Origin of the sequence: Bacteroides sp. An322 (assembly GCF_002161765.1) — a bacterium.
In the GTDB taxonomy this organism is placed as follows: Bacteria; Bacteroidota; Bacteroidia; order Bacteroidales; family Bacteroidaceae; genus Phocaeicola; species Phocaeicola merdavium.
This window is the reverse complement of the sequence record NZ_NFIN01000003.1, coordinates 158,717-172,541: the sequence shown is the minus strand read 5'-3', so window position 1 is coordinate 172,541 and position 13,825 is coordinate 158,717. Positions and strand designations below refer to the sequence as shown.

General features: G+C 42.0%; 10 protein-coding genes. 2 read left to right on the top strand and 8 right to left on the bottom strand.

Annotated features, from left to right (window positions below; translation table 11 throughout):
* Positions 1 to 77: 77 nt before the first annotated feature.
* Positions 78 to 2,630: an ATP-dependent Clp protease ATP-binding subunit gene (locus B5F91_RS02915; RefSeq protein WP_087427654.1), complete on the bottom strand. Its 2,553-nt coding sequence runs from the start codon at positions 2,628 to 2,630 to the stop codon at positions 78 to 80.
* 432 nt (positions 2,631 to 3,062) lie between these two features.
* On the opposite strand from B5F91_RS02915, the gene gyrA reads away from it, so the two are divergent.
* Both gyrA and B5F91_RS02905 read left to right on the top strand, forming a co-directional pair.
* Entirely contained in the window at positions 3,063 to 5,603 is a 2,541-nt protein-coding gene (gyrA, locus tag B5F91_RS02910; RefSeq protein ID WP_087427612.1) for a DNA gyrase subunit A, read from the top strand.
* A gap of 36 nt (positions 5,604 to 5,639) precedes the next feature.
* Entirely contained in the window at positions 5,640 to 6,857 is a 1,218-nt protein-coding gene (locus tag B5F91_RS02905; protein WP_087427611.1) for a tetratricopeptide repeat protein, read from the top strand.
* Between the two features lie 260 nt (positions 6,858 to 7,117).
* On the opposite strand, the gene B5F91_RS02900 is transcribed toward B5F91_RS02905, so the two are convergent.
* From B5F91_RS02900 to B5F91_RS02870, 7 genes are all read right to left on the bottom strand, one after another.
* Positions 7,118 to 8,245 carry a universal stress protein gene (locus tag B5F91_RS02900; RefSeq protein WP_087427610.1) on the bottom strand — a complete coding sequence of 376 codons (1,128 nt, stop codon included), beginning with the start codon at positions 8,243 to 8,245 and terminating at the stop codon, positions 7,118 to 7,120.
* Between the two features lie 82 nt (positions 8,246 to 8,327).
* Positions 8,328 to 8,585 carry a DNA-binding protein gene (locus B5F91_RS02895; protein WP_087427609.1) on the bottom strand — a complete coding sequence of 86 codons (258 nt, stop codon included), beginning with the start codon at positions 8,583 to 8,585 and terminating at the stop codon, positions 8,328 to 8,330.
* 119 nt (positions 8,586 to 8,704) lie between these two features.
* Positions 8,705 to 9,412, bottom strand: coding sequence for a phosphatase PAP2 family protein (locus B5F91_RS02890; protein WP_087427608.1), 708 nt, complete (start codon positions 9,410 to 9,412; stop codon positions 8,705 to 8,707).
* A 16-nt stretch (positions 9,413 to 9,428) separates the two neighbouring features.
* On the bottom strand, positions 9,429 to 10,181 hold the full coding sequence (locus B5F91_RS02885) for a tetratricopeptide repeat protein (protein ID WP_087427652.1): 753 nt from the start codon (positions 10,179 to 10,181) through the stop codon (positions 9,429 to 9,431).
* Between the two features lie 23 nt (positions 10,182 to 10,204).
* Positions 10,205 to 12,034, bottom strand: a complete 1,830-nt coding sequence (locus B5F91_RS02880) for a BatD family protein (protein WP_087427653.1) — start codon at positions 12,032 to 12,034, stop codon at positions 10,205 to 10,207.
* Positions 12,035 to 12,088: 54 nt separating this feature from the next.
* A complete protein-coding gene (locus B5F91_RS02875; RefSeq protein ID WP_087427607.1) occupies positions 12,089 to 12,787 on the bottom strand; it encodes a tetratricopeptide repeat protein in 699 nt (232 codons plus the stop codon).
* Between the two features lies 1 nt (position 12,788).
* Positions 12,789 to 13,814, bottom strand: coding sequence for a VWA domain-containing protein (locus tag B5F91_RS02870; RefSeq protein ID WP_087427606.1), 1,026 nt, complete (start codon positions 13,812 to 13,814; stop codon positions 12,789 to 12,791).
* Between the last annotated feature and the right edge of the window lie 11 nt (positions 13,815 to 13,825).

The window sequence follows — 13,825 nt, the reverse complement described above, 5'->3', positions numbered from 1 at the left end:
CAAATTTTCATCCGGATAGCGGCAAAAAAAATGCCAGACGGGTAGCGTCTGACATTTTGTCTGTATTCTTTGCCATTTTAGCAGGATTGCGCTTTGACAATCTCCATTTTCAGGTTATTCCCGCTTTCGTCCATGCCTACATGGATGGTGTCGCCTGCTTGGGGAGCTTCGTTCAAAAGAAGTTCGGCAAGCCCGTCTTCTAAGTTGTTTTGGATAGAACGCTTCAACGGACGTGCCCCGAACTGGACATCATAACCTTTCGAAGCTACGAAACGCTTGGCTTCCTCGTCAATTACCAGTTTGTATCCCAATCCTTCCATACGTTGGTACAAGCCTCTCAATTCGATTTCGATAATCTTTCGCAGAGCTTCGATATCCAACTGGTCGAAGGTGATGATTTCGTCTAAACGGTTGATGAACTCAGGTGCGAACGACTTGTTTAAAGCCTTGGTTATCACGCTACGCGAGTATTCCTTATCGTCCGTGCGGGTCTGGGCGGCAAAACCGATGCCTTTCCCGAACTCTTTCAACTGGCGTGTACCGATGTTCGAAGTCATAATGATTACGGTATTCTTAAAGTCTACCGTCCGCCCGTAGCTATCGGTCAAACGCCCTTCGTCCATTACTTGAAGCAAGAGGTTGAACACATCGGGATGGGCTTTTTCTATTTCGTCCAGCAACACGATAGAGTAGGGCTTGCGCCGCACTTTCTCGGTCAATTGCCCGCCTTCTTCGTACCCCACGTATCCGGGAGGTGCTCCGACCAAGCGGGAAACCGTAAATTTCTCCATGTATTCGCTCATGTCGATACGGATTAAGGCATCTGCCGAACCGAACATTCCCTTTGCCAATTCCTTGGCTAAGTGGGTTTTACCTACACCGGTCGGACCTAAGAACATAAAAGTGCCTATGGGCTTGTTCGGGTCTTTCAAGCCGATACGGCTCCGTTGGATAGCTTTCACCAAGGTTTCTACCGCTTTGTCTTGCGCGATGACTTTCGAGAGCAAGGCGTCTTTCATACCCCGCAATTTGCTTCCTTCCGCCTGAGCCATACGCTGGACGGGTACTCCCGACATCATGGAAACGACATCGGCTATCTGGTCTTCGTCCACTTTCTCGCGGTTCTCGCGTAAGCTTTCTTCCCATCTGCATTTCATGGCTTCCAGTTCATCTTCAAGCCTTCGTTCACGGTCGCGGAAGCTTGCCGCCAGTTCAAAGTCTTGAAGGCGTACCGCTTCGGTCTTGTGCATCCGTGCCTCGTCAATCAACTTTTCTTGTTCCTCCATTTCCTTGGGGACCGTTATATTAGTAAGGTGTACGCGCGAACCGGCTTCGTCAAGTGCGTCGATGGCTTTATCCGGGAAATTACGGTCGGTGATGTACCGTTCGGTCAATTTGACACACGCTTCGAGGGCTTCTTCCGTATAAGTCACGTTGTGGTGCTCTTCGTACTTATCCTTGATGTTCCGCAAGATTTGCAAGGTCTCTTCGGGAGTGGTAGGCTCTACCAACACTTTCTGGAAACGGCGTTCTAACGCACCGTCCTTTTCTATGTTCTGGCGGTATTCATCGAGGGTCGTTGCTCCGATGCATTGAATTTCGCCCCGTGCCAATGCCGGCTTCAGCATGTTAGCCGCATCCATCGAGCCTGCCGCCGAACCTGCTCCTACGATGTTATGGATTTCATCGATGAAGAGAATCACGTTCGGATTCTTTTTCAATTCGTTCAGAATGGCACGGATGCGTTCTTCGAACTGGCCGCGGTATTTTGTACCTGCCACGATAGAAGTCATATCCAATGCTACCACCCGCTTATCGAACAGGATGCGCGACACTTTCTTTTCCACGATACGCAAGGCAAGTCCCTCTACGATAGCCGATTTGCCCACGCCCGGTTCGCCAATCAGAATCGGATTGTTCTTCTTGCGCCGGCTCAGGATTTGAGCCAGACGTTCGATTTCCTTTTCTCTGCCTACCACCGGATCCAGCTTGCCTTCTGCCGCCACCTGCGTCATATCCGTCCCGAACGAGTCAAGCACCGGCGTGTCATTATCCGGCTTCTGTTGTTTGGTACGGGTGGTCTGCTGAGGGTCGGGGGTATAATTCGCCCTTCCAGCTTCGGGATTGTGGCGGCGGATACCGTCATCTTCCTCGTCCTCTTCTTCTTCACCAAAGTCCAAACCGCTCTGGGGCTCGGTTTTCGGCACGAGCTTATCCCATATCTTTTGATAGGTCACTTCGTTCTCTTCAAGTATTTGAGATGCTTTATTTTGGTTTTCCTTCATAATTGCCAATAACATGTGTTCGGTATCCGTTGCCGGACTTTTCAATACACGAGCCTCTAAGATGCTCATCTTCAGGATTCGGGAAGCCTGGCTATCGAATGTGATGTCTTCAGAATACGTGTCCGACATATCCGCCTGCAGGCGCAATTCGTCTTCCAATGTCTGCTTTATCTTTTGCAAATCCACGTATAGGCTCTGCAAGATGCGGACCGCTTTGCCTTCGCCTTCCCGTATCAGCCCTAAAAGCAAATGTTCCGGTTGGATGCTCTTGTTCCTTAACCGGTTTGCTTCTTCTTTGCTGAATTGGATTACATCAGAAACCCGTTGTGTAAATTGATTGTTCATATTGTTTGTTTTCCTCCTCTTCGGATGTTTATTCATATTACCCTTCGCTCTTCGCTTACTAACATCTGCAAAAATGTCAGTTAAATCCTGACAAAAATGCATACGGCTGCATCGGCGAACGCAGCCTGTTGCATCAGGCTACGCATACGGCTTCATCAGCCATCGGAGCCGTATGCGTTTCTGCATGCGGCTATACACGATATGGGGTGCAAATATACATTATATTATTAATATAGCTTACACCTTTTGGTTGTATTTAACAAATTCCGTGCCACAACGGAATCTGCCCGCATCGGAGAGCCGTTTTTAAACCTCTTGTTATCAATGCTTTTTCTAAAACTTACCAAATTTGTTTTGCCAATTCAACAAAAAGTCGTACTTTAGCATGATTTTTCAAGAAAGAACGATAAGTATTAATTTTAATTTGTTTCAATGCAAGAACAAGACAGAATTATAAAAATCAACATCGAGGAGGAAATGAAAAAGTCGTACATTGATTACTCTATGTCGGTAATCGTTGCGCGTGCCCTCCCGGATGTGAGAGACGGATTCAAACCCGTTCATCGCCGTATCTTGTACGGAATGATGGAACTGGGAAATACATCAGACAAACCTTACAAAAAAGCCGCAAGAATCGTCGGCGAAGTATTGGGTAAATACCATCCGCACGGCGATTCATCCGTATACGGAGCCTTGGTACGTATGGCGCAGGATTGGGCTATGCGATATCCGCTGGTAGACGGACAAGGGAACTTCGGTTCGATTGACGGCGATAGCCCTGCAGCTATGCGTTATACGGAAGCCCGCCTGAAGAAGATAGGCGAGGACATGATGCAGGACCTGTATAAAGAAACGGTAGATTTCACCAACAACTTCGATGATACCTTGCAGGAACCTACGGTCATGCCAACCCGCATCCCGAACTTGCTGGTAAACGGAGCGTCTGGTATCGCGGTGGGTATGGCGACCAATATGCCGACACATAACTTAGCGGAGGTAATCGATGCGTGTGTGGCGTATATCGACAATAATGAGATTGATACGGACGGGCTGATGCAATACATCAAAGCGCCCGATTTTCCGACCGGTGGATATATATATGGTATAAGCGGTGTGCGTGAAGCCTACGAAACCGGACGCGGACGCATCGTGATGCGTGCCAAGACGGAAATCGAATCGCACCCGACTCACGACAAGATTATTGTCAACGAAATCCCGTACAACGTCAATAAGAAAGAGCTAATCGAAAAGATTGCTTCATTGGTAAATGAAAAGAAGCTGGACGGCATTTCATACATTAACGATGAAACCGACCGCGAAGGTATGCGTATCGTTATCGATGTGAAACGTGATGCCAATGCAAGTGTCGTATTGAATAAGCTGTTCAAAATGACCGAATTGCAAAGCTCGTTCAATGTCAATAACATTGCTTTGGTGCACGGACGCCCCCGCTTGCTGAACCTGAAAGACTTGATTCGCTTGTTCGTGGAACATCGCCATGAAGTGGTTATCCGCCGGACTAAATTCGACTTGCGGAAGGCAAAAGAGCGTGCCCACATCTTGGAAGGGTTGATTATCGCATCCGATAATATCGATGAGGTAATCCGTATCATCCGTGCGGCAAAGACGCCTAACGAAGCCGTAACCAACTTGATGGACCGCTTCCAACTGACTGAAGTACAGGCACGTGCAATCGTAGAAATGCGCTTGCGCCAGCTCACCGGATTGCTTCAGGAACAGCTTCACGCCGAATACGAAGAATTGATGAAGCAAATCGCTTATTACGAAGAAATCCTTTCGAACGATGAACTCTGCAAGAAAGTAATCAAGGACGAACTCATCGAAGTGAAAGAGAAATACGGAGACAAACGCCGTTCTGAAATCGTTTATGCTTCGGAAGAATTCAATCCGGAAGATTTCTATGCCGATGATGAAATGGTCATCACAATCTCTCATCTCGGTTATATCAAACGCACACCGTTGTCTGACTTCCGCACGCAACACCGTGGCGGAGTAGGGGCAAAGGGAAGCGAAACACGCGACGAGGACTTTATCGAGCACATCTATCCGGCTACGATGCACAACACCTTGTTGTTCTTTACCCAAAAAGGCAAATGTTATTGGCTAAAGGTCTATGAAATTCCGGAAGGCAATAAGACTTCGAAAGGCCGTGCTATCCAGAATCTGCTGAACATCGAAGCGGATGATAAAGTAACGGCATACCTTCGCGTGAAGAACCTGAACGATACGGAATTCATAAATAGCCATTATGTATTGTTCTGCACAAAGAACGGTGTCATCAAGAAAACCGTACTCGAACAATATTCTCGTCCGCGCCAAAACGGTGTGAACGCCATTACCATCCGTGAAGACGACCGTGTAATCGAGGTACGCATGACGAACGGCAATAACGATATAGTCATTGCTAACCGGAACGGGCGTGCTATCCGTTTCCATGAAAGTGCAGTTCGCGAAATGGGACGTACCGCAACCGGTGTACGCGGCATTACGCTGGACGAAGACGGACAAGACGAAGTAGTAGGCATGATTTGCATCAAAGACCCGCAAAAGGAAACGATTATGGTAATTTCGGAACACGGATATGGCAAACGTTCCGACATTGAAGACTATCGTAAGACAAATCGTGGAGGAAAAGGCGTAAAAACTTTGAATATTACAGAAAAAACCGGTAAATTAGTCGCCATAAAATCTGTAACGGATGAAAACGACTTGATGATTATCAATAAGTCGGGCATTACGATCCGTTTGCGGGTAGCTGACGTACGTATCATGGGCCGTGCAACGCAAGGAGTCCGCCTGATTGACTTAGGCAAACGGAATGATAGCATCGGTTCTGTATGTAAAGTAAATTCGGACACGGAAGAACAAGCCGAAGAAGTATTGCCTGATGCAGCCAATTCGGAAAACAATGCGCCCGATACGCAAGACGGAGACGAAACCAGAAACGAGTAAAATAAATAGTTTGTATTATTAAAATTAAAAGCAGTTATGAAAAAAGTTTTATTAACCACAGCTCTGTTCTTTGCTGCATTCACTATCTCAGCACAAGAAAGTGTAGTGAAAGAAGCTAAAAAAGCAAAGAGCAATCCGGAAGAAGCGGCTAAGATAATCGAACCCGCTTTGGTTGACCCTTCTACGGCTAATGACCCTGCAACTTGGAAATTGGCAGGTGATTTTCAGAAGTCTATCTATGATGATGAAAATATGAAGCTGTATCTGCCTGGCGGACAAGCTGATACGACTAAATTGTACAATAGCCTTGTTAAGATGTTCGAATATTACACTAAGTGCTATGAAATCGAACAGGCTAAAGTAGAAAGCGGTGAATTGAAGAAACTGAAAGAAAGCAAGAGCTTAGCTAAGAATTTGGCAGCTGTACGCCCGAACTTGACCAATGGCGGTTCTGACGCTTACAATAGCGGCAATTATGCCGATGCCTTGAAATATTTCGGTTTGTATGTAGATGCTGCACAAAATCCGATGTTTGCTGATGTAGATGCAGTGAAAAACGATACATTGACTCCGTTGATTGCTTGCTACGCTGCATTGGCTGCAAATTCTTTGGATGACAAAGCAGCTGTCGTTAAATATGCAACAATCGGAAAGACTCATAAAGAAGAAGGTTACAGAGCTTTGATGTGCTTGGCAGAAGCATACGGAAAAGGTGAACAAACCGATTCTGTACAATGGCTGGCTGCTATCAAAGAAGGTACTGAGAAATTCCCGAACCAAGAATATTTCATCGGAAATCTGATGGATTATTATATTCAAAAAGGTCAAGTTGATGTAGCGTTGACTGAAATCGACCAAGTTTTGGCAAAGAATGAAACTCCGTATTTCTTGTATGTAAAAGGCGTATTGCAATATGAAAAGAAAGATTACGATGCAGCAGTCGCAACTTTCAATTCTATTATTGCAAAGAATGACAAATTCGTAGCTGAAGCATATTCTAAAATCGGAGATTGCTATTTCTTCCCGGCACAAAGCATCGTAGAAGAAAACAGTAAAATCTCTATGGATGATCCCAAATATGCTGCTAATGAAGCAAAAATCAAAGAGCTTTACGAAAAAGCAGCTCCTAATTATGAAAAGGCAAAAGAATTGGCACCAGACAACAAACAATTATGGGGACAATATTTGCTGAACATCTATTGGAAACTGAACAAAGCCGAATATGATGCTTTGGAAAAAGAATTAGTTCAATAAGATTTAATATCCTCAACAAAATATACAACAGGTCCGGAATTTAGAATAAAGATTCCGGACCTGTTGTATTTAATGACTTTATATTTATAAATCAATAACTTAACAACCTTATCCAGCTTTATTATAATCATCATTATGTTTAATTATAAATAAAATACGGAAAGTATCCGAGAATAAAGGTAGTTTATTAAAAAAGGAGCACTACTTCTTATATCCATAGTGCTCCTTTTCTATTCTAAGAAAATTATAAATTCTTTAATCTATTTGATTACCAAAAGCGGTGTATTAGCATGGAATAACATCTTACGCGCTATACTTGGATTGAACAAACGGGCAAAAATATTCCGCTTGTAATTGGAAGTACAAATCACATCTATCTTATTTTCTTGCACAAACTGGTCAAGATTATTCAACAAATGTTCTTCATCTACAGTCAAGTAGTTAAATTCCAATTGTGGATATTGCTTTTTGAAATATTCTTTGATACCAGCAAGCGTTATTTCATTCCATGTACGCTTTTGTTCATGCGAATTGATATGGATAAATGTCACTTCAAAATGATTGTCTTTGAATGTCGTTATCAAAGAATCAAAAGCAATCAAATCACGCTGGTCAAAGCTTGTAAACAAAGCGACCTTATGAATATCTTCTATTGATTTTGAAGGAGCTTGTTCCGGAATTGCATAAACAAATACCGGACTCCGCTCTATAACCTCAGCTGTAACACTCCCTATCAATTCCAAGTCTTTCTGATGCTCTCCACGTGTACCCATGACAATGATGAGTGGTTTTTCATGACGGGCATAGCTCAAAATTTCTTCTTCAGGTACCCCCTCACGCAACATACACGTATATTTTACCTTTGGATAAATCCCATCTTCTATTTTCTTGTCAATCACTTTTACCAAATCATCCAATTCCTTGTGAATCGTTTCTATTACACTTCTTATGCTTGCGGAATTTTCTATTGGCGGTATTCCGTAATGGTCTGTCGAATATTGCAGACTCGGAATATAAATAGGTGTGAAATGCACATGTAATAGAACCACTTCAACCTGCATTTTTGCAGCAACACGGAAGCCAAAATCGCAAGCTTTCAATGAATAAGCCGAAAAATCAATAGGAATCAATACATGCGAAGCCTTTGCCGGTTCAGGCGATTCTTCCTGCAATATTTCAGAAGACAGCCATGAGGAACTCTCTATGATTTTTAAAGCCTGAGGCAAATCACTTTCCTTAATTCGTACTCGGACACCCGATGAAATAACCGGCTGAATCAAATTGACATTGTGAATATACGACTCTATTCCTTCATTTTCCAATACGGATTGTAGGATTTGAGCTTTCGAGTACGTCAGAATAGCTAATGTAATAAGTTTATCTTCCATAACTCAAAAATTTAAAGGTTTATATATAAAAAACATACCACAGATTTAACAGATTATCTCTGTATGCTCTGTGGTAAAAGTATCAGGCATTTTGCTGCTCTTTCAGAATCGCAATCGCCCTATCCAGCACCGTCGTGTCATCCAACATTACCAGTCCTCCATCAGGTCCCGGTTCTAAATGGATACCAACGCTTTTCCCATCCTTAAAATTATGTCCGCCAAAAAAATTACGCACCGTTTCCACACTTAAATTCAATTCGTCTGCGATACGGTGCATACTCCCGCTTGGCAATGAATCCTTTATTTTCCGTAATTCATTAAAAGTTATCGTTCTGTTCATAGTAATCAAAAATTTTAAAGTTAAACGAATGTCTTTACTGATTCACGATATAAATATAATGAAAGAAAATGAATTGGCAAACAAATCTGTCCGTTTTTTAATTCTATAAGCCAAATTCATCAAAAATGGAGTCCTTTAGATACAACCATTGCCGCAACAATGATATACATGCATGTCACAAGCAAAGCAATATAAAATATATGTATATCAATCGTTTCAAATCCGCTTGATGTATATTGTTTAGATATATACTGAGGAGATTCAAAATATTTCCGGGCTATAAAATGATAAAGCCAATAAACTAACAGGGCAACAACACACCCGGCTAAAGCACCACATAAAACATCGCCAGGATAATGGACACCTAAATAAATACGAGAAAAAGAAGGGATTGCAGCCCACAAAAACATAACCCACGTTAGCCACCCGTTACGAATTAATAACGATATAAACAAAGCAAAAGCAAACGTGTTTGCGGCATGGCTTGATATGAATCCATAACGCCCTCCCCTATAGCTATTTACTACATCTACTAAATACATTAACTCGGGATCTTGAGCCGGTCGGAAACGTTCGAAATATGGCTTACATAAACCTGAAGCAAACTGGTCTGCCATTGTAATAGTCAGAGCTATCATTACCAAAATAAGCACACCATGCGCAAATTTCGTATTTTTAAAAATGATATACAGCAACACAATAGCAGCTAACACCCATGTTTTAGTGTCAGAAACAATCCACATGAATCCATCCCAAAACAAAGATTCACTCCCGTTCCAGCTTAATAGCAAATCGCGGTCTAATTCTATCAGTTGCTGTATATCCATACTTATTTCTATCCAATTATATTACTTCGATAGCAGAAGTCGGGAGCCATCCTTCTTTCCCATCTTCCAGACGGATTTCTTTCCAATCTTTCATCGAATCGTCTTCTATATAGACTTTTGTTCCTTCGTGAAGCACAAACAAGTCAGTTCCGCTTTCATTAGGCGTACTTTTGACTGTAATAGTGGGAGACATAACAATAGCCCCTGTCCGATTGACGACTTTATCTTTCTGTCCGTTTGCAAAGCAATTAGCGCAAACACAAGTTATCAGAAAAACAACGGCTCCAATAAATCCTATTTTCTTTAATACAATGCGGTTGCCGAAAATGTACAATGCCAAGCCTGCCAGCAAAAGCAAAAAGGAAACAATTGCTGTAGTTCCCCACCCTTTTTCACTCATCAGATTTGTAATGTCTCTTACCCATGTTACAATAAAAACTTCGCTGGTTGGAGTAATTTGGTCAACAGTCTTACTCCTTGCCAAATCCAAATTAAAACGGATGTCGGCATCGCCTGGATTTAAAAGCAATGCACGCTCATAATTCAAAACAGCTTTGGCTATATTTTTTGTTTTGTAATAGCAATTTCCCAAATTATAATAGATGTCAGCCGATTCACCTTCTGTTTCCAGAATTGATTCGTATGCAGTAATCGCTTCGGCAAACTTATTTTCTTGATAAGCCTGATCGGCATCTGCTTTTGTTGCGGCAAAAGCCATTTGTACTGTACTTATCAGAAATACAGCCAACAAAATAGACAGTTTTTTCATATATAATCCTCTCCTATCCATTTTTAATGTTTAATACTATTTTCCATCTTGCTGATTGCTTCAACCGATGTTGCATAAACTTTATCCATTGCTTCACTTTCATTACCAGGTGCATAGCGGGCAAATTCACATTCATTCAATGCATTAATAAAGGTTTTTGTTATCTCGTCCGACACACCATACCGCGTAAGTTCCGCTTCAATATTATCCTTTGAAAGTTGTGAGACTGGAATACTCAGTTTATCACTAATATATCCCCACAAAGCCTTCAGCACTTCATCATAAAACTCGTTTTTCTTATTATCAGCAAGCAATTTTCCTGCCAGTTTCATACGTTTAGTTGCAACTTTATTGGCTTTTTTAGTCTTTACCTTTGCTACATTCGCATTCTCGGCAGCTTGTTTACGGAAGAAAATAACCAAAGCAACAAAAACGATAAACGGAATGATATACCCCAACCAATAACCGGTTGTTCCAAAGAAAACTTCACCTTTCGGACTCAACCTTGTATCACCTAATTTAATGAAACGTACATCTTGCCCTAACACTTTCACGTTTTCTTTATTCGTAAAATCAGCGATTACTTGGTCTGCATTGCCTTTTCCCTTTGCTACTTTCAGACGATATTCTTCCGTTTTCAATGTTTTATATGAACGGCTTTTCAAATCGAAATACGTAAATTCTACCGGCGGAATCGTAAAATCTCCTGCATGGCGAGGAATTGCCAAATATTCAATGGTCTGTGTTCCAGACAATCCCGCACGTGATACTTCGAAATTGTTATTTACTTTAGGGTCATATACTTCAAAATCTTCAGGGAATTTCACTTCAGGACTACTGAGCAGTTTCATATTGCCTGCTCCCTTAATAGTCAACTTAATGGTTACAGCATCGTTCGTCTTGACTTCTTTCGCATTGATTGATGATGACATAGTAAACTCGCCTACTCCACCTGAGAAATTATCAGGCTTGGCAGGAAGCGGTTTGACATTGATTACCACTTTGGGAGTTACAATCTTCTTTTTGACTTCAATATATCCACCTCCATTGAAAAATGCATCAAACGGGTCATCCGAAATGGTTTGTTGCGCAACTATCCCTTCAAAAGTTATAGAAGGTATTTCTAACTTACCCGTTTGTTGAGGAAAAAGGACATACTGACTCCAGATTGTTGTATTATAATTACGTCCGTTATAATGCTCCAATGAAAATGTTTTCTGTTGTGGCAATTCTATTTCTTGTGTATGGAAACCTTTCAAATCAGGCATTTTTCCATACAACTGTCGTAAATTCACCAATGTATATACTTTATATGTCAACAATATCGCTTCTTGTTCATAGACCGTAGTTTTAGCTGCTGTTGCTGTAATAAACAAGTCTTTATCACTGATTTTACTTCCCGCTATTTGTCCGCGAGATGAAGAAGCATTGCCTCCTTGCCTCGACTGCTGATTGCCAGCTGCCTGGTCGGGTGGAAGCACTTTGATAGTAAGTGCATTTGAAAAGATTTTTTTACCGTCCACTTCTATACTGGCTGCAGGAATAGTATATGTGCCTTCTTTTCCTGCCATCAATATATAGGTATAGGTAATAGCACTGCTTGAGGAAACCTTGCCGTTAATGATTTGCGTACTGCTTTGTTGTGAACGGCTCGGTCCCATCAGTACATCAAATCCGCTGATGGAAGGTGCCAGAAAGTCTTTCCCTTTTTGGGTATTGACTGTAAAAGTCAGCCGGAACTGGTCACCGCTTACTACCACATCAGGTGCTTCGGCAGTCAACGTAACATCCTCTTTTGCCTGCATCGGCAAAACGGCTATGACTAACAGTAGAAAGAAAACCAATTTTCTCATCATGTATGTCTGTTTTTTATAATTCTTCATTCTTTACTTATTCTTCATTACGAATCACCAATCTTTTTCCAGCTTCCGCCCTTCTACCCGGATGCCTTTCTTTACTTTATCTTGCACATTCTTTTCGTCTTGCATCGCAGCTCTCAACAGTTGTTCGGCATTTTCTTTTGACATTTGATTCTGCTGCTGTTGTTGCTGTTGCTGGTTTTGCTGCTGGTCTTTCTGTTGCTGGTCTTGTTGGTCTTTATTCTGTTCTTTCTCGTCTTGCTTCTGCTCCTGCTTCTGTTCTTGTTGTTGGTCTTGATTCTGCTGCTGTTGTTGGTCTTTCAATTGTTTTTGCGCAAGAGCCAAATTATAGCGTGTCTCATCATCTTTTGGATTGTTCCGTAAAGCTTCTTTGTATGCTTCTATACATTGTGGCAACTGTTTGGACGATTGCAAAATCACTCCCATATTGTGATAAATCTGAGCCAGCTTCATTTTATCTTTTTCAATGTGTGAAGCGGCTTCATATTGTTCCATCGCTTCTTTTGCCTTTTGCTGCATCAAAAGCGAATTGCCTAAATTATAGATAGCATCAGTTGATTTCGGTTCTAATTCCAATGCCTTGCGATAATCAACCTCGGCTTTTACAAATGTACTATCCTTATACAATTTATTACCGCTACGTAAATAATCACGCTCCGTTTTTTGTCCGTATGCCAAAGCCGAAACCAAGACAAGCCCCAGTATGATAATTCCTTTCCGTAACATATTAGTCCTGTTTAAAAAGTTTCACATTCTTGAATAACGGATTCCTCCGTTCCAAAATCATCAAATCAATGGCTAACAGAATCAACGCCATCCACGCCAATACTTGAAACTGTTCGTTAAATTCCGTAAATATCTGTGTTTCTACATCTGCTTTTGCCAATTTATTGATTTCCGCATTCAACGCACGTTCTGCATTGTTCGTGTTGTCTACCCGTACATACATGCCATTTCCTGCTTTCGCTATTTCCTGACACATTTGTTCATTCAACTTTGTTACAATGACATTGCCGTCTTTATCCCGGCGGAATTCGTTCCCGTTACCTGTAGGGATAGGCGAACCGTCTGGTGAGCCGACTCCTAATACAAAGACACGGACACCTTTTTTAGCAGCTTCCTGAGCCGCTTCAATAGCCCCTCCTTCATGATTTTCACCATCCGTAATCAACACGATTGCACGCCCTACCCCTTCGTTCGGAGTAAAACTTTTCATAGCCAAGTCAATAGCTCCTCTGATATCCGTTCCTTGAGTAGAAATCAAAGAAGGCGTGATTGTTTCAAGAAACATTTTAGCTGAAATATAATCACTTGTTATAGGAAGTTGAGTGAAAGCTTCACCCGCAAACACAATCATGGCAACCTTATCGTTATTAAAGGTTTCAACAAGACGTGAAATAAGTTTCTTCGATTTTTCCAACCGGCTGGGAGCCACATCCTCAGCCAGCATTGAATTTGATATATCAAGTGCGACAACGGTTTCGACACCTTGACGTTTCACCGTCTCCATTTTAGAACCGAACTGAGGACGTGCCAACATAAAAATAACCATAGTTAAGGCTGCAGAAACTAGCCAGAACTTCACATCCGGACGATATTTTGAGACATCCGGCATCAAATGTGCCAATAATTCCGGATCGCCATATTGGCGGATTTTCTTGCGCCGCCGGTAATTGGAATACAAATACAAAATTACCAATATCGGCAATATAAGCAGCAAATATAAATAGATAGGTTCTCCAAATCGAAACATAACACTTCTTG

Excerpts from the sequence above, each read along its gene's own strand:
- B5F91_RS02880 (WP_087427653.1), bottom strand. The coding sequence starts at position 12,034 with ATGAGAAAATTGGTTTTCTTTCTACTGTTAGTCATAGCCGTTTTGCCG.
- B5F91_RS02915 (WP_087427654.1), bottom strand. The coding sequence starts at position 2,630 with ATGAACAATCAATTTACACAACGGGTTTCTGATGTAATCCAATTCAGC.
- B5F91_RS02905 (WP_087427611.1), top strand. The coding sequence starts at position 5,640 with ATGAAAAAAGTTTTATTAACCACAGCTCTGTTCTTTGCTGCATTCACT.
- B5F91_RS02885 (WP_087427652.1), bottom strand. The coding sequence starts at position 10,181 with ATGAAAAAACTGTCTATTTTGTTGGCTGTATTTCTGATAAGTACAGTA.
- B5F91_RS02895 (WP_087427609.1), bottom strand. The coding sequence starts at position 8,585 with ATGAACAGAACGATAACTTTTAATGAATTACGGAAAATAAAGGATTCA.
- B5F91_RS02875 (WP_087427607.1), bottom strand. The coding sequence starts at position 12,787 with ATGTTACGGAAAGGAATTATCATACTGGGGCTTGTCTTGGTTTCGGCT.
- B5F91_RS02890 (WP_087427608.1), bottom strand. The coding sequence starts at position 9,412 with ATGGATATACAGCAACTGATAGAATTAGACCGCGATTTGCTATTAAGC.
- B5F91_RS02870 (WP_087427606.1), bottom strand. The coding sequence starts at position 13,814 with ATGTTTCGATTTGGAGAACCTATCTATTTATATTTGCTGCTTATATTG.
- gyrA (WP_087427612.1), top strand. The coding sequence starts at position 3,063 with ATGCAAGAACAAGACAGAATTATAAAAATCAACATCGAGGAGGAAATG.
- B5F91_RS02900 (WP_087427610.1), bottom strand. The coding sequence starts at position 8,245 with ATGGAAGATAAACTTATTACATTAGCTATTCTGACGTACTCGAAAGCT.